Here is an 18,999-nt window from a genome sequence, read left to right on the forward strand (position 1 = left end):
ACGCTCGACGATGGCATTCGGCTGCGCGCACCGATTGACTGAAGCCATGACTGCAAGCCCCTTCGTCATCCTTACCTCGGTTGCCGCGCTCGCCGCGGCGGCGGCCGCGGGCATGATGTATGTGTTCTCGACCTTCGTGCTGCGCGGGCTCGATCGGACGGGACCGGTAGACGCGATCACCGCGATGCGTGGAATCAACGCCGAGGCGAACACCAATGCGCCGTTCCTGATCGGCTATTTCGGTTCGGCGATTCTCGCAGTCGCCGTCGGTGTGATGGCCGTCGTGAAGTGGGGCGAACCCGGCAGCGTCTGGGTGTTGGTGGGCGCCGCCTTCGGTGTGCTCGCCGCGATCATCACGATCGCGTTCAACGTGCCGCTGAACAACCACCTCGACACCGTCGACCCTGCCGGCCTTTCGATCGCCGAGGCGGCACGTGAATGGCGGGAGTACTACTCGCCGTGGACCGCATGGAATCACGTGCGCACGGCCACCAGCATCACCGCGGCGATACTGATGGTGATAGCTCTGCGCTACAACTGAATTCAGCGGGGCGGGGCGAACCCCCCGGAGTCCGGACGCGGCATCGGTTGCGGTGGAAGGTTCACCGGTGGTGGCGTTTGATACCCCGGCCAGTGCTGCTGGCGTGCCGACTGCGCTGCCTGCAGGCGAGCCAATTCCCGGCGATGCCGCTCGGCCAGTACCGCGGCGAGTACGAGCTGCGGCGGCGTACCCGGCGGCGGTGGCGGTGAGATCTGCGCGACGACGCCTGCGGTGATCCGGTATGCCATCTGTTCGCGAACCGCAGGGTTCAATTGCGCTGCCCGGCCGAGGAACTGGCGCGCCAGCTCCGCCTGCTCGGGCCGAAGTCCGGACAGCTGTAACGACGATGCCCACCAGGCGAGCTGCGGCGGCATCGGCGGTGGGGGCGACATCCGCGGAGCGCGTTCGCTGATCACCACGGTGCCGGCGAAGATGTCCCCGAGCCGTTTCCCTTTGGCCGACAACAAGCTGCAGATCACCGCGGGACCGCCGGCGAGCATCCAGATTTCGATCACGCCGGACAGCGCGCGAAAGAACGCCTGCCGGAAGCGTTCCGGGCCGCCGTCTTCGGACACCACCCGAAGCCCCATCGCAATCTTGCCCAGCGACCGACCCCGTGTCGCGGTCTCGAATACGAGCGGATACCCGAGCAGGGCCAGCACCGTGAAGATGATCATCACCGCCGCCGACAGCGCCGGATCGAACTGGGTGATCGTCAGCGAAAAAAGCAGCAGCCCGATCAGATAGAGCAGGAAGACCACGGTGACGTCGATGAGCGCTGCGACCGCGCGAACCGGAAGCTGGGCGATCTGAACATCAAGGACCACCGCGTCCCCGGTCACGACTGGTTCCTGCGGCCCGACCATAACGCGACACGCTACTAGGATTCGGATTCGTGGATGTCGACGCGTTCGTGCTGGCGCACCGCCGGACGTGGGACCGGCTCGAACAGCTGGTCAAGCGGCGCCGCCGGCTCACCGGCGCCGAAGTCGTCGAGCTCGTCGACCTCTACCAGCGCGTGTCGACGCACCTGTCTATGCTGCGCGCCGCATCCGCCGACCCGGTAGTGGTGGGCCGGTTGTCGGGCCTGGTGGCGCAGGCGCGTAGCGCGGTGACCAGTGTGCACGCACCGCTGTGGCGGGAGTTCGTCCGGTTCTGGACGGTGTCGTTTCCGGTGGTCGCTTACCGGTCCAGGCGGTGGTGGCTTAGCACGGCCGTCGTGTTCCTCGTCGTCTCTGCGGTCATCGCGTTGTGGGTGTCGGGCAGTCCGGAGGTGCGGGCGTCGATCGGCACACCGGACGAGCTCCACCAGCTGATCAACAACGACTTCGCCTCGTACTACAGCGAGAACCCGGCCGGCTCGTTCGCGCTTCAGGTCTGGGTGAACAACGCCTGGGTTTCCTTGCAATGCCTTGGGTTTGCGATCCTGCTCGGCATTCCCATTCCGTACATCCTGTTCCAGAACGCCGCCAATCTCGGCGTGAGTGCGGGGTTGATGTTCGGCGCGGGCAAAGGCGACATCTTCCTCGGTCTCATCACACCGCACGGCCTGCTCGAACTGACCGCGGTGTTCCTGGCGGCGGGCGCCGGGATGCGGTTGGGCTGGACAGTGATCTCGCCGGGGGACCGGCCGCGCGGACAGGCGCTCGCCGAACAAGGCCGCGCGATCGGTGCGGTGGCCGGTGGGCTGGTGGCGGTGCTCCTGGTGTCTGGCCTCATCGAGGCACTCGTGACACCTTCGCCGCTGCCGACTGCGGCCCGCATAGGCATCGGCGTGGCGGTCGAGATCGCTTTCCTGGCTTACATATTCCACTTCGGACGCCGAGCCGAGCGGGCCGGTGAGACCGGAGACGTCGAGCACGCGCCCGATGTGGTGCCGACCGGCTAGTGTCCTGAGTCGTTACTTCGTCGTCAGTGAGAATTTGAGGTTCGCGCGTTCGGTGTGGTCCGTTTTCGGCTTCCTATGCTCGAGATTGCACACACGGCTGTGGTCGTTTTCTCAGATCAGCACAACCCTGAATGCAATCTCGGCGCTAGGACCATCTCGCAGACCAGCACCACCCGGCCCCGTGCATGCGTACAGGCACCCCAAGTTCTGCTCCCGAACTAATGACTCACGACACTAGAGCCGGCCGGTGGCTTTGAACGCCAGGTAGTGATCGGCCAACGCGGGTGCGAGCTCCTCAGGCGGGGCGTCGATGACGCCGACACCGCGGCGCCGCAACCGCGATGCGATCGCCCGCCGCTCGTTGCGGGCGCGCTCGGCCGCTGCGGCGTCGTAGACCTGCGGCGCATCGGAGCGTCCGCCGGCGAGGACCTCGACCCGGGGGTCGGCGACCGCGGCGACGATCACCCCATGCTTTGCCGTCAGCTGTGACAGCACGGTCATCAGGCCTTCGTCGAGCGCGGACGCGTTGAGGTCGGTGAGCAACACGACCAGCGCACGCCGGCGGACCCGGCGCAGAACCGCGGCGACCATTGCGCCGGCGTCGGATTCGATCAGCGCGGGTTCGATGGGGGCCATTGCGGCCACCAGTTGGGGGAGGAGTTCGGTGCGCGAGGCGTTGAATACCGCCGCCCTGGTGACGCGGTCGTGGGCGAGGAAGTCGACGTGGTCACCGGCGCGGGACGCCAGCGCCGCGAGGAGCAGCGCGGCGTCCATCGACCAGTCCAACCGTGGCCATCCGGAGACGTCGTTCGCCGTGGGATCGACGCCGACGCGGCCGGCCGACGTGCGGCCCGTGTCGAGCACGATGACCACGCGTTGATCCCGTTCGGGGCGCCACGTGCGGACCACCACGTCCGCGCGACGGGCGGAGGCGCGCCAGTCGATCGACCTGACGTCGTCGCCGATGACGTACTCGCGTAGTGAGTCGAACTCGGTGCCCCGGCCACGGATCAGCACCGGCGTATTACCTTCGAGTTCACGCAGTTTCGCCAGTCGCGACGGAAGGTGCTTGCGGGACAGGAACGGTGGCAGGACCCTGATCCGCCATGGCACCCGGTGCGAGCTCTGTCGTCCGGCCAGCCCCAGGGGTCCGGTCGCGCGCACGGTGACCAATGCCGAGTCCTGGTCGCCCCGGCGCACGGGCCGCAGTGTCGTGACGAGGCGGAGTTGTTGGCCGGCAGCCAGATTGACCGGGTGAAGACGGGGGTAGGCGCGGGCGCTCGGCGGCCAGGCGTCGCGGACGACCCCCTTGATGCGGCGCGGGCCGGCGTTGTCGACCAGCAGTACGGCTGCCACCTGCTGGCCCAACCGTGCGGCGGTGTCGCCGGACCGGCGCAAGCGTACGCGCCGGGTGTTGCCGGCCAGTGTGACGTCGACCGCGATGAGCACGAGCAATGCGATCAGCAGCACGACGAACGTGAGGGCCGGGCGCGGCGAGACCGCGATCGGCAGGACGCAGATTCCTGCGACCAATCCGGCACGTCCGGTGAGAATCACCAGCGCGGCACCGGTACTGCCGCGAGGATGCCGTCGAGCACGCCGTCGGGGGTGGCGCCCTCCAGTTCGGCCTCGGGCCGGAGTTGGATGCGGTGGCGCAGTGTCGAACGCGCCATCGCCTTGACGTCGTCCGGTGTGACGTAGTTGCGTCCCGACAACCAGGCCCACGACCGGGCGGTTGCCAGCAGCGCGGTCGCTCCGCGCGGCGAGACTCCCAGCTGCAGCGAAGGCGAATGCCTTGTCGCGGAGGCGATGTCGACGATGTAGCCGAGAACCTCGTCGGCCACCAACACCTCCCGCACGGCCGCACGTCCGGCGGCCAGTTCCGCGGCCCCCGCGACCGGCCGCACGATCGACAGATCCCGCGGGTCGAAGCCCTGCGCATGCCGGTTCAGGATCGCGACCTCCTGCTCCCGCGACGGCAGCGGCACGTTGAGTTTGAGCAGGAACCGGTCCAGCTGCGCCTCCGGGAGCTGATAGGTGCCCTCGTACTCGATCGGGTTCTGCGTGGCGGCGACGATGAACGGATCCGGCAGCGGCCGCGCCTCGCCCTCGACGCTGACCTGGCGTTCCTCCATCGCCTCCAGCAGCGCGGCCTGGGTCTTGGGCGGTGTCCGGTTGATCTCGTCGGCCAGCAGCAGGTTGGTGAACACGGGCCCGGACCGGAACTCAAATTCCGCTGTGCGCGCGTCGTACACGAGTGAGCCGGTGACATCACCGGGCATGAGGTCGGGCGTGAACTGCAGGCGCTTGAAGTCCAGCTGCAACGCGGACGCGAGCGTTCGGACCAACAGCGTCTTGGCGACGCCGGGGACTCCTTCGAGGAGAACGTGGCCGCGGCACAGCAGCGCGATCACCAGTCCGCTGACGACCGCGTCCTGTCCGACTACTGCCTTGGCTATCTCCGAGCGCAGCGCCAGAAGCGCGGTTCGCGCCGAATCGTGTCCGCCTGCCTGAGTCACGAGCGTGCGACCTGCCTTTCGATGTTGTCGAGTTCGTTTGCGAGATTGACCAGTTCGGCGTCGTCGCGGGGTGGTGGGCCGAACAACGTGTAGGCCAACGACTGCGGTTGGACGCCACAGTGTGCCGAAATCGCTTGGATGACCGCGGCCGGGTCGGTGTTGGTTCCAAGGCCGAGGCGGGGCTGAATCCGCTGCAGCGCGGCAGTGCGCAACGCCGCGGCCGCGCTGTCGCAGGCCCGCCGCGAGCGGTACAGGCGGCCGCGTCCTTCCACGGTTTCGGAGGCGCGCACCACGACGGGGAGCCGTTCGGCCACGAGTGGGCCGATGCGCCGGCTCTTCCAGGCGGCCAGCAACACCACCACCGCGACGAGCTGCCACATGATCCACTTCACCTGCTCAGGAGCGAGGTCGAAAAGCGTTGCGCCACCCTCTGCTTCGCCCTCGGTGAATTGCGGTGCATACCAGATCATCCGCTGATGTGTGCCCGTGAGGTTCATGGCCAGCGCGGCGTTGCCCTCCTCGATCAACCCTCCGTTCGTCATGAATTCGGAGTTTCCGACGACCGTGACGTCCCGGCCGTCGGCGGTGTACCGGACCAGCGCGCCGTCGTAGCAGCGTGTCAGGCCCATGTCGTCGTCTGATGCGTCGTAGGAGTCACTCACTCCGAACTGCACCGCCCCGGCTCGGGTCGCCTCGCGCAGGTCGCAGTCCGGCCGCTCACCGCCTCCGAAGGTGGTTGCCCCGCTCAACTTGATCGCCGGCGCCAGTACTTCTCTGGTATGCGAGATCGGTTGTACGAGAAGACGATCACCGGGCAGCGCGGCCAACCGGCGGAGCGCGGCACGGTCGACGAGGTGATAGGTCTGCACCACCACCAGCAGGGCATCGGGGCCGGCGGCCGCCTCGACCGCGGCCACATCGGGTGCCTCGACGACGTCGACGCCGTGCTCGCGCAGCAGCGTCGTCAGCGCCCGGGCGCCGTCCGGCGAAGTGGAGTCCGGATCCATCCGTCCCCCTGGCCGGGGTGCGGTCAGATAGGCGCTGAGCGTCGCGAATGCGACGATGACGGCCAGCGCCAGCAGGGCCCAACGGGCACCGCGCCATCGCTGCCCGATCGTCGGTTCCGTGGCGGTGCCTCGCCCGCCCGGGGTGGCTTCGACGGTCAACGGATCTCCGCCCAACCGTCGGCTGCGGCGGGCGCGGGCGCAGCGGAGCCGGCCACCGGCGACCGTGACCTCAGGTGGTCGTCGAGGCCGGCGATCAGCGCGTAGGCGTCGTCGGTGCCCGGTCGCTCGCCGTAGGTGACATCGTTGAAAGCCGTTGCCGCCGCTGTCAGTTCATCGGTGAGATGCGGCAGCTGGCGACCCGCGTCACGCGCGAGTTCGGTGGCGGTGCGACCGGGGACCGGATCCAGCAAACCGGTTTCCTCCAATTGGCGGGCGACGGCGCGGAGCCGGTGCCGGATCGCCGCCGCCCAGTCCCTCGCGGCGGCCGACCGTTCGGCGGCGGCCCGGTGCTGTGCAGCGGTCAGATCGTGGCCGCCGAACAAGGCCTCACCGCGGCCACGGCTGGTCCTCATCGAGCGTCGCGCGACCCGGACCGCCACCACCGCCGCCGCCGCGAGCAGTATCAGCAGCACCGTGACCGTCACCCAGCCCCCGGGCACCGATGCGCCCTGCACCGCGAATCGGTACAACAGGTCCTCGATCCAGTCGATCGCCTGCTCGGTGAGGGACCCCTTGGGGTAGATCGGCTTTGCGAGTTCGCGCTGCGCGGCCTCGTGCGCGGCATCGCGGTCGATGTCTATCGTCGGCACGTCAGTTCTGGCGGGTCAGCCACAGATGATCGGTGGAGTCGGACGGGGCAGCGGGGCCATACCCAGCGCCGGTCTGCAGCACGAGATCGAAGGCCTCTCTGCGGATCCGGCCGTCCGTGTACTGCAGCGCGACCACGCCCGCGCTGAACGGTGCGGTGATGATCTGACCGATCGCGCCGCCGACGGTCAACAGGATCAGCGCGAGCATCGCGGCAGCCGTCGTCGTCGCCGCCATCAGCACGATCTGCCCGCCGAGACTGAACGGGAAGGCAACAGCACCCGCGACGAGTTGGGCGACGATCACTGCCAGCAGCCGAATGCCCAACACCCGCCAGAAGTCTCGTTTGATCAATGCGAACGATCGTTGGACGGCGGCGACGATGCCGAGGCGCTCGAGCACGATGATGACCGGAGCGAAGGTCAGCATCGTGCCCAGGTACACCAGCGCCGCGATCAGCGCCAGTACCAATGGGATTCCGATGACCACCGCGGCGGCGCCGCCTGCGGCGACAGCTATCCAGACGATGAGGCCGACGACTGCGGCGATCAGCAGCAGTGCGCCGATCATCTCGAGGACCGTGAACCCGATCAGCGCCCACAGCCGGCCCCGAAGTCGTTGCCACGCTTCGCCGATCGTGATCCCGGAGCCGAAGACGGCCCTGCCGACGACGACGGTGAGCAACCCGCTGAGCAGGATCGACGACAGCCCGGTTGCCACCGATCCGGCCAGGCTCGACATCATGGAGCCGAGCAGCACGCCCGTCGACACCTCTTCTTCGCCGCTGAGTGCCAGCACCAGCTGACCGCCGAAGGCCAGCGGGCCGATGGACAGGATCAACGCGAGTATCTGCGTGATGACCACGACGATGGTGGTCAGGCCGAGCGTCGCTTTCGGGTTGGCCCGGATGTAGCCGACCGCGCCGTTGAAGATGTCGGACAGGCTCAGGGGCCGCAGTGGGATGACCCCCGGCTTCAGCGCGAACGGCCCGTATCCCGGGGGCGGCCCGTAGCCCGGCGGCGGCCCGTAACCCGGGGGCGGCCCGTATCCCGGGGGCGGCCCGAAACCCGGAGGTGAGTAGCCCGGCGGCGCCGCGTAGCCCGGCGGTGGATAGCCGGGTGGTGGCCCGTACCCCGGCGGCGGACCTGCGGTACCGGACCCGCCGGCGTGGGTGCTCATGGCCACCATCCTGTCGAGGGCGATGCGAATTGACAACGTCGTCGCGCGGCCGTGCCGGACTTCGGCGGCGTAGTTTTGGCTCATGGCGGAACTCAAGGACCGGTTGCGGGCCGACCTGACGACGGCGATGAAGTCCCAAGACAAGCTGCGCACCGCGACGTTGCGGATGCTGCTCGCCGCGATCCGCACCGAGGAGGTCTCCGGCAAACAATCGCGCGAACTGACCGACGCCGAGGTGCTCAAGGTCCTAGCCAAGGAGTCCAAGAAGCGCGGTGAGTCCGCGGAGATCTACACCCAGAACGGCCGCGGTGAGCTGGCCGCCAACGAGCACGCCGAGGCCCGCGTCATCGACGAGTACCTGCCGACGCCGCTGACCGAAGCCGAGCTGGCCGACGTCGCCGACACCGCGATCGCACAGGTTGCCGAGCAGATCGGCGAGCGGCCGGGAACCAAGCAGATGGGCCTGGTGATGAAGGCCGCCACGGCGATCGCGGCTGGCAAGGCCGACGGCGCGCGGCTCTCGGCGGCAGTGAAGGCCAGACTGTAGCGACAGCGGGTCGCCAGCCGTTTTCCTGGGTTGGGGCCCGGGTACTCCCGACCCATGACGCGGTTCGGCTACACCTTGATGACAGAGCAGAGCGGGCCAAAAGAGCTTGTCCATTACGCGGTTTCGGCGGAACGCGAGGGTTTCGACTTCGAAGTGTCCTCCGACCACTACTTCCCGTGGTTGTCGTCGCAGGGGCACGCGCCGTATGCCTGGTCGGTGCTGGGTGCCGTCGCGCACGCGACTGAGCGGGTCGAGCTGTTCACCTACGTCACCTGTCCCACGATGCGCTACCACCCCGCAGTCGTCGCGCAGAAGGCGGCCACCTTGCAGCTCCTCGCCGACGGCCGGTTCACCCTGGGACTGGGCAGCGGCGAGAACCTCAACGAACACGTCGTCGGGAAGCGCTGGCCCACGGTGGCCCGGCGCCAGGACATGCTGCGCGAAGCGATCCAGATCATCCGGGAGTTGTTCACCGGCGAGCTCGTCGACTGGAAGGGCGAGTATTTCGAGGTCGACTCCGCCCGGTTGTGGGACCTCCCGCAGACGCCGGTCGCCATCGCCACCGCCGTCTCCGGTGAGCGGTCGGTCGAGACGTTCGCGCCGCTGTCGGACCACCTGATTGCCACCGAGCCGAACAAGGATCTCGTCGACGCCTGGCACGAGGCAAGGCGCGCGACCGGACTCCCGGGCGACGCACGCGTCGTCGGGCAGATTCCCGTTTCGTGGGACCCCGACAAGGACACTGCCGTGCAGCGCGCGCACGACCAGTTTCGGTGGTTCGCCGGCGGCTGGCACGTCAACTCCGACCTGCCGACGACCGCCGGCTTCCATGGCGCGACGCAGTTCGTGCGGCCCGAGGATGTCGCCGAATCCATCCCGTGCGGACCCGACCTCGACGCGATCGTCGAAGCGATCAGCAAGTACTGGGAAGCCGGCTTCACCGATATCGCGCTCGTCCAGATCGGCGACGAGGGCCAGGAACAGTTCCTCAAGGAGGCGGCCGCGCCGCTGCTCGACAAGTTGCGCACCGCTTCGGGCTAGACCGCTGGTCGATCCGTGTAGCGGCTGAATCTTGCGTCAGCGGTTGTGATACCGCGGGGCGAACGGCCCAAGCTGCAAAATCGAGCGCTGAGGCCCGCCGATGAAACGCTGCAAATCCCGTTTGGCGGCCGCACCCCCGGGTATCCCGCGCCGACCTGCCAACCACACAGCCCGGGAGGCTCAATGTTCATTCACAACAAAGATCTTCAGTTCGAGGTTCGCGTCGAGCGGCCGGACCCCCGGTTCGCCAGCCTGCTGCAGGAGCAGTTCGGCGGCGCCAACGGTGAGCTGAAGGCCGCCATGCAGTACTTCACTCAGGCGTTCGTGCTGCGCCAGAAGAATCCGAAGATGTACGACCTGTTCATGGACATCGCCACCGAGGAGTTCAGCCACCTCGAGATGGTCGGTTCGATGATCACCATGCTGCTCGACGGCCTCAACGATGATCTGAAGATGGCCAACGAACGGTGCGACTGGATGCCCGCGATCGCCAGCAAGGACGGGCGCGATGACATCATTCACAGCGTCGCGGTCAACCCGCTCTACTTCGCGCTGAGCGGCGGCGGGCCGGACGTCAAGGATTCCGCGGGGGTGCCGTGGCAGGGAACGTTCGTCAACGCCAACGGCGATCCGACCGTCGACCTGCGCAGCAACCTGGCCGCGGAGTCGCGCGCCAAGATCGTCTACGAGTACCTCAAGCAGTTCACCGACGACCCCGGTGTGCAGGACACCCTGACGTTCCTGATGACCAGGGAGGTGGCGCACTTCCAGCAGTTCACCGCCGCGCTCAACGAGCTACCGGTGAACTTCCCGCCCGGCCAACTGCCCGGCGACGATCGGTTCCAGAACGTGGCCTTCAACATGTCCAACGGGCAGGGCTCGGTGCGGGGCCCGTGGAATGAGGGCCAGGGACCGTGGCCCGAGGGCATGGAGTGGGAGTACGTCGAGAAGCCCAACCAACAGTGGCTGGGCACCAAGAAGCGGGAGAACAAGGGCGCCGAGCGGTGTCCGGAGGGCCAGCCCGCGGTGCAGAGTGAAAAGCCGTTCACCCACGAACAGCACACAGCGACAAGCTGATTCGCCGCCGATGCGGTCAGTGCTGCTGCGGATCCGGCGGATTGTCGGCTTCGCGGCCACTGGCCGCATCGCGCACGTGGTCCATCACCGCGGCCCCCAACCCCATCGTCTTCTGCACCACTGAGCTACCCGGGGTGTCGGGATGCGGTCGGGTCGGGGCGATCTTCTTGGCCGCCTCCAGCTTCTCACCGATCTTCTCGCGCTCCTCGCGACTGACCGCCGCCTCGAACGCCGGCCATACGACGTCCTGTTCGTAGAGGATGTGCTCACGGCCGACCTTGACGAATTCCGCGAGTGCATCGTGGTATTCGGGGTCACCTGGCTCGTTGTCCTCGAGGGTCTGAAGCAAGTGCTTGCCGGCCTGCTCCTGGGCGATGGCTTCGTCGACGAGCCCGTCGCCAATCGCATCACGCACCGCGGGCCAGAAGAACTGTTCCTCGATCGCCTCGTGCTGAGACTCGGCGATGATCAAGTTGGTCACCATGGTGCGCAGACCGCTCATCTCGGCGCCGGTTCCCGACGGCGCACCGTCGAGGACCTCGAGCATGCCCAGCACGCTCTTGTGGTCGTCACGAAGAAATGTCAGGGCGTCCATGTGCATGGCCTTCCGGGTCGCAGTGCGCTGCACATACCCCGGGGATCGAGGTTGAAACGCGGAGCCGGCGGGTAGCTCATCGAAGGACGAAAGGACCGATATGCCGACAGGAAAAGGCATCTACGACGACGACGACGCCGACGAGCGGGACAAGCGCAAGGAGCAACGCACCGGACCGAAAGACGAGGGCGGCGAGGGTGGCATGGCTACCCGGGAGAAGGCGCCCGACGTCGCGGAGTCCGGCGGGGAGCCGACGGCCTGATCATTCGGCGTCTCGGCCCTGCCTGCTGCGCTTGTAGGCCGCGCGTCGGAAGTCGCCGAGCCAGCGCGGCGCCAGTTCCACCTCGGGGTCGCTGTGCAGGGCCGGGTCGAACGCGATGTCGTCGCAGCTGGGGTCGACGTGGCGAAGCGTGAGCCGGGCCAACGGCCGAAAGCCTCCGGTGCCCGACGCCTGGTCGACTGTGAACGTGATTCCGGTTGACGTGATCTGTTTCTCGACGGCACTCAACGACAGCCCCGGTGCATCGATGCGAGTTGCCAGGCGGGCCCGCACCCACCACAGGCCGTCGTGGTAGCGCAGCGGCATCAGGCTGGAGAACGTCGCGCCGGACCACGAAACCGCCGGTGCGAGCCCGATGCGAGTCCCGGCGAGCGTCGACGCGAGCAGAACGTCCCACGGGCTGCAGGAGCGGAGGTCTGGTGGTGGCGGTATCCGCCACGCCAGCCCGGCGATGTCGGGGGTCGCGCCGGGCAGGCCAACCCCTTTGGACACCCGCGCGACGACGTCACAGGAGTTCATCGGTAGCCCCTCACCCTCCGGGGCGACACGTTCGAGGATGCCCTCGGCCATCACACCCGACGGGTGAAAAAGCCGACGGTGACGAAGGGCGGCGCCGAAGCGGACGGGCAACGCGGCGATATCGGAGGCTTGCACGGTGGTCGGATGCCCGCACGGTGGCCCGGCAAAACGGTGGCCGACGTTTCAACCAGCGGGGGACCGGGCATTAACACCGGCAGTGCTGCATCGCAGCAGCAGCTGACCCTGTCGAAAGGCCGATGTGACAACCGCATACACCGACGTCCGCGACCCCTTAGTTGCGGACGAGGGCGTCTACGCCCCGCAGGAAGATTCGCGACTGCTCATCGAGGTCATGGACGGCACCGCGCTGGCACGCGGCCGGCACGTCGTCGATCTGTGCACGGGAAGCGGCGTCGTCGCCGTCGGTGCCGCCGAGCAGGGTGCCGCATCGGTCACCGCTCTCGACATCTGTCCGCGCGCAGTGCGATGTGCGAGGGCCAACGCTCTAGGGGCCGGAGTCAACGTCGACGTGCATCTCGGATCATGGGCGCGGGCAGCCGAATTCGGTCCCTTCGATCTGGTCGTCTGCAATCCGCCGTACGTGCCGCACGATCCGGCCGCCGCGTGCAATCCGCTTCCGGCCCACGTCGGACCCGCACGCGCCTGGGACGCCGGGTGCGACGGTCGACTGGTGCTCGACCCGCTGTGTGCGGCGGTTCCGGAAATCCTCGACCACGGCGGCAGCCTGTTGTTGGTGCAGTCGGAGTTCGCCGATCCGCGCCGAACGCTCGGTGCACTCGCCAGCGTCGGACTCGACGCTGAAATCGTTGCGCGGCAATGGATACCGTTCGGCCCGGTGCTGATCTCGCGGGCCGAGTGGCTCGAGGGAACGGGCCGCCTCGAACCCGGCCGTCGCGAAGAGGAACTGTTGGTGATCCGGGCGGACAAGCCGTGAGTAACGCCGAACCCCGGATCGTGCGGGTGGTGCCGAACGGCCCGCTGATGGTGCAGGGACCGGTTCGCATCGAGATGCCCGACGGGCAGGTGGTGGAATCGGACCGGTTCATGGTGGCCGTCTGTACCTGCCGGCGCAGCAAGGATTATCCGTTGTGCGACACCAGTCACCGGTGTCGGCCGGGCCGCACGCCGGCCAAGGCGTCAGCCAAGCGGTCGGCGTAGCGACGAGCGGTTGTCGGTCCAGCTGTCCATCAGATGCTTGGCCAGCCGCTCCTCGACCACATCGCGCGCCCGGATGCCGAACACGACGTCGCGGTCCAGATGTGGTTCCCTGGCGACGAGGTCGCCGACGACATCGGTGCGCACCACCTGCTCGTGGACGGCGTCTGCCACCACATGCTCCTGGTAGAACGCCACGCAGGCGTCGGGGGCACCCATCCGGCGCAACGCCTCCACCAGCCGTCGTGAACCGGGCGACGAGGTGATCTCCGTCGACGCGAAATGTCCTATCGAAGCGCCGCGCAACTCCCGGTGCAACCCGAACAGCGACATCAGGTTCACCGACGACAACGCGTCGGCGGACACGTGATCGAGGTAGCCCAGATACGACGAGTCCAGGCCGGCCGCCTCCATCAGCTCGGCGTACAGGTGCTGGTGCACGTGTTCGCCTCGGCCGCCGCCGAACTCGTCGAACTCGACGGCGACGAAGGTCGCTTTCGCGTGGCCCGCCAGCCGCGGGATGGTCCAGGCGTGCGGGTCGCCCTCTTTGAGGTGGTACACCGAGCGGTGCACGAAGTACTCGAGCATCTGCTCCCAGGTGCCCTTGTCGCGCAGGTGATACGACGGACCCTCGCCGTCGACCGGTTCGATCGACAGCTTGTCCATCTCGGCTTCCGCGGTCTCGCCCTCGGCGATCTCACCGACATCCTGGCGCACCGCGCTGAGGAACGACTCCTCCAACCTGCCGCGCAGGTGCAGCAGCGCGGGATTCCACTCCCAGCGCGGGCTCACGCCGGCGAAACCGCGGTAGTGCAGCTCGTAGCAGATGTAGAGGGCGAGCTGAAGGTCCAGCCCGTATGGGTCCGCCTCGCACATCGGAACATCGATCGGACGCGCGTGCAGGGCCGGCCGGCCTCGCTGGAGGAGGTCGATGATTGCGGCGGACAGCGGCCCGACGGCCTTCGGCAGAGCAGGCTCGACTAGCGTCGACGGTTTCGTCACGCCCTGCTCAATACCCGGCGTTCCCGCCGGTCAAACACATTTCGGCGCCGAACCGCCAGCGTGAGTCACTCGACTTGCCCGCTCAGCAAATTCACCGAGCCGATGCCTTCTTCTTGTCGGGGTGGCGGGATTTGAACCCACGACCTCTTCGTCCCGAACCACGGCACCAGGGTGTTTGAATAAGCTCGATGCGTTGGGTGGAGTGAGAAGTAGCAGTTCAGCGGTGTTGGCGGGGTTGAGTGGAGCTGGGCGAAGTGCAACTGTGCTGCGGACTGTCTGCGGACTGGACGGATGCGCGGGGCCGCGATGAACGTCAGGGCTGATCAGCCGCTGTCGCTCAGCAATTTTGGGCGTGTCCAGAGGTGGATTTATGAATAGCCTGATGTCAGGGGACCGGTTGAGGCAACGGTCCTGGATCCATGAGCTGGCGTCTAACTTGCCTGTGCGCGGCGGTAGCCGTACGACGGAGGTCTCTACCGGCGAATAGGGCAATGAACCGCAGCCTTGGTCAACGATATGCTCTGCGAGGGAGGTCGGCGCACTTCAGGCTGGCCTGTTCACGATCCGCTCTTCCTTGATCGCTCCACCTGCGAGCCATTGTAGGCAATGATGAATGGATCGCGACTTTCTGCGAAGACGGACCGCCACGACTCGCTCTAGGAATGAACCTCCGATGACAGATCAGGATGCCGTCGCGGCATACGACCCAGACCTTGCTTCAGTCTGGAACGAACTCATCTTCGGAATAGTTCGTCCTGTTGGAGTAGACCGCGACAGGTTCGTGTCCGCGCTAACACAACAACTAAGTACCTTCGGCTATGTCGTGCACCGCGTTCATCTAAGCGAGCTTTTCTCGGAGATGTACATGAGTAATGCCCCGCAGCTGAAGAATATGTCCGAGGCGGACCGCATTAATTCGCTTATTGACGCCGGAGATGAGTTGTGCGAACGCAGCGGGACCGCGGCGGCAGTTGCATTATGCGGGGTTTTGGACATTCGCGAACGTCGGAGAGATGCTGATCCCGCGCTCGATCGGGTCGCCTACATTTTGGATTCCATAAAGAGGGTTGAAGAGGTGTACCAGCTCAGAAATCTTTATGGAGACAGATACATCCAATTTGGTTTGCAGTCGGCAGACGATAACCGACGATCTTTTCTGATTTCGAAAGAAAGGTCCAAATCCTTCGCCAAGACTGCGGGCGAAATTGAGTCGAGCGTCAGCATCCTGATGGAGCGCGACCTTCGTGAGTCTAGTAGTTTCGGCCAGAACACGATGCGGTCCTTTCCCTTGTCGGATGTTTTTGTCGATATGGATTCCGATCCTGAACGCCAAATAGCTCGTTTCGCAGACCTGTTGTTCGGCCGGCCGGAGTATCCGGTACCGACATGTGAAGAGTATGGAATGCAGCTGGCGACTATAAGCAGCACGCGGTCACCAGAATTGGGCCTTAAGGTCGGGGCGGCAATCCTAGCTGAAGATGATCGTGTCATCGCAATGGGTGTGAATGCGCATCCGGAGGAGAAAACGCAATCGCCTGCATTCGATGAGAATGCTTCAGATATTGGTAAACTAATTCTCGATACAATACAGAATCTAGCTCCCAACTACCTGAATGAATCCGCACAGGAAAAACTGGAAGAAGATCCGGATGGATTCACCCGCGAACTTCTTGATGGTGCTCTGAAATCAGCTCAGATTCGAGATCTTACCGAATTTCAGCCCACCGTGCATGCCGAGATGTCAGCTTTACTTGATGCAATACACGCGCAATCTTCGCTCAAGGATGTGACGATGTATGTGACGGCCTATCCGTGTCACGGGTGTGCGAAGCACCTAGTAGCTTTGGGGCTACCTGTCGTCTATTTGGAGCCGTATCCCAAAAGTCGCGCAGCGACGATGTATGGAAGAACGGTCAGTAAAACATTTCGAGCATTCACTGGTGTCGCTCCAACCCGGTATCAGAAGTTGTTTGCGGTGGTAGAGGATCGCAAACTATCTGACGGCACTCGTAAATCATGGACTGATACTGAGCGGAAACTGGCCGATCCCAAGGTTGATTCAAACGTGACCATCAGCTTGATCAATGAGCGGGAGGTTACAGCGATCGAGCGGTTGCCCGATCCTCAGGAACTAGATCTGTCTCGCGGCGGCGTGGATGTCGTACCCGAGGGCAATACTGAATCTAACGAAGGCGATGGGGTACCTTCTGACACAGCGAGTGACGTGGAGGATTGACATGTCAGAGTCTGATCGACCCAACCAGAGACAAACCCGACGGGAGGCCATTCTCGCTGCTCGCACCACTGCTAGATCGCTCCCAGAACGTCGTCGGGAAGTGCTCAATGCCCAGTTTGAGTCGGCCTCAACCAGAGCGCAGCATCAGGCCGAATACAGGCGACGGTAGATCCGTAATGACGCTGGCTACCATACTGTGGAACGTCCTGGGAAGCCTGACCACGTAGGGTTGCGACCTCCGCACGGACACTTCGCCACTAGTGGCAAAATAGTCCTCGCTGTGCCGACGTACGGCGCGCTGACCGGCTTTGAGTTAGCCAACCCAGTTCAGCTTCGAACTCAAGGTATTTAGTGCTTCGAACAGCCGGGCGTGCCTTCTCGTGGCCGTCCGAAGGCCCGTTGTACGCGGTCCCAGATGCGGCGCCACCAGGGTTTGAGGGACCGTGGAGTGGGGGGCTGTGTGTGCGCTGCTCGGTCTCGGTCGCTCGCGAGCTGGGTGGCCCGCTTCGAGATGGTGGGGAGCCATTCAATGCGGTCGTTGCGAATGTTGTAGTGCGATCTGCAGGCCTGTTGCCCGTTACCGATGGAGGGGCGGAGTGAGACGGTGCCGTCGAAGGTGAATGTCCAGTCATGGCGCCCGAACGGTGTTACGACCTTGGTGTGGCATCCGCAGGCGCACAGGTGGACTGATGTTTCGTAGCGCATGGAGATGTAGAGGGTTCCCGGTTCGAGGTCCGCGGGGATGGACTCGGTAAATACCGGGACGAGGGACTTATTCTTCATGCTGCGTCGCCGTCGTCAGCGTCTGAAGGCGGGTTGTCGCTGATGCCGTACCGATGATGTAGATCGCCGCTGTCGACGACGTAGACGGTGTGGTGTTCACCTTCTCCGTCGGTGTAGAAGCCAAGGAGCTTCTTGTAACGGATAAGGGCGAGGTTGGCGGTCATGGCGTTGAGTTCGTCTACCTGGAGGTTGGTGTCGTACTCGGCGTCCTGACCGGCGAAATAGGAGATCAGGCAATCCTTTGTGATGTGCTCGCTCTGTTCGGGGGTGGAGGTAGTGATGCGGAGCTGGCCGTTGATGCCTCCGGTGTCCTTGCTCAGGCCGACGCCGGTGTCGATGAAGGGAATTCCGTCAGCGGTCAGGGTGTCGATGATGGCCTTCTTGTCCGGCCCGGAGTCCATCGCAAGGAACACAAAGTCTGCGTCGAGAAGCTCGTGCGCGTTCTCGGCGGTGATATTGACAGGGTGAGGGACGATGCCGCGCCGCATGATGGAGTACATCGCGGTGTAATAGTCCACCTTCTTCTTGCCGGCTGTGAGGTCCTCGAGGCACGCGGCGCCAGGAGCGCGGAATGCGTTGTGAGTGCGGAAAACGTCACCGTCGTAGAGGTGGATGGTCCGAGCCGGGGTCTTGGCGAGGGCGTCCAGGAGATGGGCGCCGGTGCCACCGAGACCGATGATCACCACCTTGTCGAGGGTGAGCCGGTCGTTCAGGTCGGTAATGCCCGCGCGGCTGGAGAAGGTGTCCGCGTAGAGGAACACACCGTCGTCTTCGTCGGTTTGCACCGGCTTATAGCTGTACGGAGTCACGTCCGGATCTTTGGCCTGGGCTGGACCAACGATCATTGCGGCGTAGTACGTGACCTTCTCGTAGAAGTCGGAGTAACCACCGCCAGCGGGCTTCTGCGAAAAGCCGCAGCTGGCGGTGAGCTCTGCAGTGGCGGACCACTTCTCAACGCCGTCGTTGACCAGGCCGTCGATGGCGTGGCCGTTCTTGTCGCGGGGGACGCCGCCGACGAAACACATGACGTGGGTGCTGGGACGAGCGGTGGTGTTACCGCTCAGGTCCAAGGGGCACAACAAGGACCCCAGCTGGACCTGAGCGTTGTCATCCACGAAAGGGATGTCATCTACGACGAGGAACGCGTTGACGATGCGCACGGCGAAGCCGTCCTGCACCAGGCGGGCCAGATCTGGGCTATTACGAACGAGTCGTGAGTCGAACATGGAACTCGGTGCCCTTCTTCTTGACCTTCACCGATTCACCGGCCACCAGGGTCCCGCTGGCCTTGCCGCCATGGGACGGATCGGCGTGGCGGTAAGTGACGGTGAACATGGCCGCCGGATCGTGGCCCGGGAAGGCCAGTTCGCCCAGTTCTTCGTAGGTGATCCGGTCGTGCTCCAAGAAGGTCTCGGTGCCGTTGATGACGACCTTGTACTCCTTGTCCTTCTTCTTCTTGCTCAACTCCTGGCTCACTGCCGTCATTACCGGTTCCTCTCTACGTGGATATCGGAGCTCTGTCACTCGCATCGAATGTATCATGTAATCACCCCTAAGGTGATGATCGAAATACGAGTACTCACAGCGCGTCAGAATGCCGCAGGTCGACGAGGTGGCGTTAAGGTGCTATGACCGGCTGATATCCGTCTTCAGCCGATGGGTGATGGAGAGCAGACGCATGGAACGGGCGTACTCGGACGAGGGCTTGCGCCGCCTCGCCCTAGATCCCGAGTTCCGGCCGGCGGGTTGGACTGACCGCGAGATCCGGGACTTCCACCGTCTCATCCAGTGCGCACGTGCCG

21 protein-coding genes are annotated in these 18,999 nt (G+C 65.2%); 9 read left to right on the top strand and 12 right to left on the bottom strand.

Translation table 11 applies throughout. The annotated features are described in order from the left end of the window. Positions 1–46: 46 nt before the first annotated feature. Positions 47–541 carry an anthrone oxygenase family protein gene (locus AU188_RS00820; RefSeq protein WP_059161821.1) on the top strand — a complete coding sequence of 165 codons (495 nt, stop codon included), beginning with the start codon at positions 47–49 and terminating at the stop codon, positions 539–541. Between the two features lie 2 nt (positions 542–543). Here AU188_RS00820 and AU188_RS00825 read toward each other — a convergent pair whose 3' ends face one another. Then, positions 544–1,407: an RDD family protein gene (locus AU188_RS00825; RefSeq protein ID WP_059161822.1), complete on the bottom strand. Its 864-nt coding sequence runs from the start codon at positions 1,405–1,407 to the stop codon at positions 544–546. A 29-nt stretch (positions 1,408–1,436) separates the two neighbouring features. Here AU188_RS00825 and AU188_RS00830 point away from each other — a divergent pair, with 29 nt between their 5' ends. Next, a complete protein-coding gene (locus AU188_RS00830; RefSeq protein ID WP_059161823.1) occupies positions 1,437–2,429 on the top strand; it encodes a stage II sporulation protein M in 993 nt (330 codons plus the stop codon). 234 nt (positions 2,430–2,663) lie between these two features. Here the strand turns inward: AU188_RS00830 and AU188_RS00835 are convergent, their stop codons facing one another. From AU188_RS00835 to AU188_RS00855, 5 genes are read right to left on the bottom strand one after another with little or no spacing between them, the layout of a single operon-like run. Continuing rightward, the gene (locus AU188_RS00835; RefSeq protein WP_059161824.1) at positions 2,664–3,986 is read right to left on the bottom strand and encodes a DUF58 domain-containing protein; all 1,323 of its coding nucleotides are present in this window, start codon (positions 3,984–3,986) and stop codon (positions 2,664–2,666) included. Then, entirely contained in the window at positions 3,983–4,948 is a 966-nt protein-coding gene (locus tag AU188_RS00840; RefSeq protein ID WP_059161825.1) for an AAA family ATPase, read from the bottom strand. The genes AU188_RS00835 and AU188_RS00840 overlap by 4 nt, the downstream gene beginning before the upstream one ends. Further along, on the bottom strand, positions 4,945–6,114 hold the full coding sequence (locus AU188_RS00845) for a DUF4350 domain-containing protein (protein WP_059162242.1): 1,170 nt from the start codon (positions 6,112–6,114) through the stop codon (positions 4,945–4,947). Before AU188_RS00845 ends, AU188_RS00840 begins: the two co-directional genes overlap by 4 nt. Continuing rightward, a complete protein-coding gene (locus AU188_RS00850; protein WP_059161826.1) occupies positions 6,111–6,764 on the bottom strand; it encodes a DUF4129 domain-containing protein in 654 nt (217 codons plus the stop codon). Before AU188_RS00850 ends, AU188_RS00845 begins: the two co-directional genes overlap by 4 nt. 1 nt (position 6,765) lies before the next feature. After that, positions 6,766–7,941: a hypothetical protein gene (locus AU188_RS00855; RefSeq protein WP_172799370.1), complete on the bottom strand. Its 1,176-nt coding sequence runs from the start codon at positions 7,939–7,941 to the stop codon at positions 6,766–6,768. Between the two features lie 82 nt (positions 7,942–8,023). On the opposite strand from AU188_RS00855, the gene AU188_RS00860 reads away from it, so the two are divergent. From AU188_RS00860 to AU188_RS00870, 3 genes are all read left to right on the top strand, one after another. Next, on the top strand, positions 8,024–8,488 hold the full coding sequence (locus tag AU188_RS00860; protein WP_059101743.1) for a GatB/YqeY domain-containing protein: 465 nt from the start codon (positions 8,024–8,026) through the stop codon (positions 8,486–8,488). A 54-nt stretch (positions 8,489–8,542) separates the two neighbouring features. Beyond that, positions 8,543–9,529: an LLM class F420-dependent oxidoreductase gene (locus AU188_RS00865; protein ID WP_059161827.1), complete on the top strand. Its 987-nt coding sequence runs from the start codon at positions 8,543–8,545 to the stop codon at positions 9,527–9,529. A gap of 183 nt (positions 9,530–9,712) precedes the next feature. Continuing rightward, entirely contained in the window at positions 9,713–10,606 is an 894-nt protein-coding gene (locus tag AU188_RS00870) for a manganese catalase family protein (RefSeq protein WP_059101741.1), read from the top strand. A 16-nt stretch (positions 10,607–10,622) separates the two neighbouring features. Here AU188_RS00870 and AU188_RS00875 read toward each other — a convergent pair whose 3' ends face one another. After that, entirely contained in the window at positions 10,623–11,201 is a 579-nt protein-coding gene (locus tag AU188_RS00875; protein WP_059162244.1) for a hemerythrin domain-containing protein, read from the bottom strand. Between the two features lie 100 nt (positions 11,202–11,301). Between AU188_RS00875 and AU188_RS25450 the strand changes: the two genes are divergently transcribed. Further along, positions 11,302–11,463, top strand: coding sequence for a hypothetical protein (locus tag AU188_RS25450; RefSeq protein ID WP_172799349.1), 162 nt, complete (start codon positions 11,302–11,304; stop codon positions 11,461–11,463). Here the strand turns inward: AU188_RS25450 and AU188_RS00880 are convergent, their stop codons facing one another. Beyond that, a complete protein-coding gene (locus AU188_RS00880) occupies positions 11,464–12,135 on the bottom strand; it encodes a hypothetical protein (RefSeq protein WP_059161828.1) in 672 nt (223 codons plus the stop codon). Positions 12,136–12,259: 124 nt separating this feature from the next. On the opposite strand from AU188_RS00880, the gene AU188_RS00885 reads away from it, so the two are divergent. Both AU188_RS00885 and AU188_RS00890 read left to right on the top strand, forming a co-directional pair. Next, positions 12,260–12,955 carry a HemK2/MTQ2 family protein methyltransferase gene (locus AU188_RS00885; protein ID WP_059101739.1) on the top strand — a complete coding sequence of 232 codons (696 nt, stop codon included), beginning with the start codon at positions 12,260–12,262 and terminating at the stop codon, positions 12,953–12,955. Next, the gene (locus AU188_RS00890; protein ID WP_172799350.1) at positions 12,952–13,179 is read left to right on the top strand and encodes a CDGSH iron-sulfur domain-containing protein; all 228 of its coding nucleotides are present in this window, start codon (positions 12,952–12,954) and stop codon (positions 13,177–13,179) included. The genes AU188_RS00885 and AU188_RS00890 overlap by 4 nt, the downstream gene beginning before the upstream one ends. Here AU188_RS00890 and AU188_RS00895 read toward each other — a convergent pair. Further along, on the bottom strand, positions 13,159–14,178 hold the full coding sequence (locus AU188_RS00895) for an iron-containing redox enzyme family protein (protein ID WP_059161829.1): 1,020 nt from the start codon (positions 14,176–14,178) through the stop codon (positions 13,159–13,161). The genes AU188_RS00890 and AU188_RS00895 overlap by 21 nt on opposite strands. A 673-nt stretch (positions 14,179–14,851) precedes the next feature. Here AU188_RS00895 and AU188_RS24750 point away from each other — a divergent pair. Next, a complete protein-coding gene (locus tag AU188_RS24750; protein WP_163722343.1) occupies positions 14,852–16,414 on the top strand; it encodes a deaminase in 1,563 nt (520 codons plus the stop codon). Positions 16,415–16,762: 348 nt separating this feature from the next. Here AU188_RS24750 and AU188_RS25915 read toward each other — a convergent pair whose 3' ends face one another. Genes AU188_RS25915 through AU188_RS00905 form a run of 3 tightly spaced genes read right to left on the bottom strand, consistent with a single transcriptional unit; the run spans position 16,763 to position 18,682 of the window. After that, on the bottom strand, positions 16,763–17,197 hold the full coding sequence (locus AU188_RS25915) for a ubiquitination-like system serine protease family protein (protein ID WP_220098541.1): 435 nt from the start codon (positions 17,195–17,197) through the stop codon (positions 16,763–16,765). After that, positions 17,194–18,423, bottom strand: coding sequence for a ThiF family adenylyltransferase (locus tag AU188_RS00900; RefSeq protein WP_082686420.1), 1,230 nt, complete (start codon positions 18,421–18,423; stop codon positions 17,194–17,196). The genes AU188_RS25915 and AU188_RS00900 overlap by 4 nt, the downstream gene beginning before the upstream one ends. Then, positions 18,398–18,682, bottom strand: coding sequence for a multiubiquitin domain-containing protein (locus tag AU188_RS00905; protein ID WP_059161831.1), 285 nt, complete (start codon positions 18,680–18,682; stop codon positions 18,398–18,400). Before AU188_RS00905 ends, AU188_RS00900 begins: the two co-directional genes overlap by 26 nt. Positions 18,683–18,999: the final 317 nt, after the last annotated feature.

It is taken from the genome of Mycobacterium sp. IS-3022 (genome assembly GCF_001500065.1).
Classification (GTDB): Bacteria; Actinomycetota; Actinomycetes; order Mycobacteriales; family Mycobacteriaceae; genus Mycobacterium.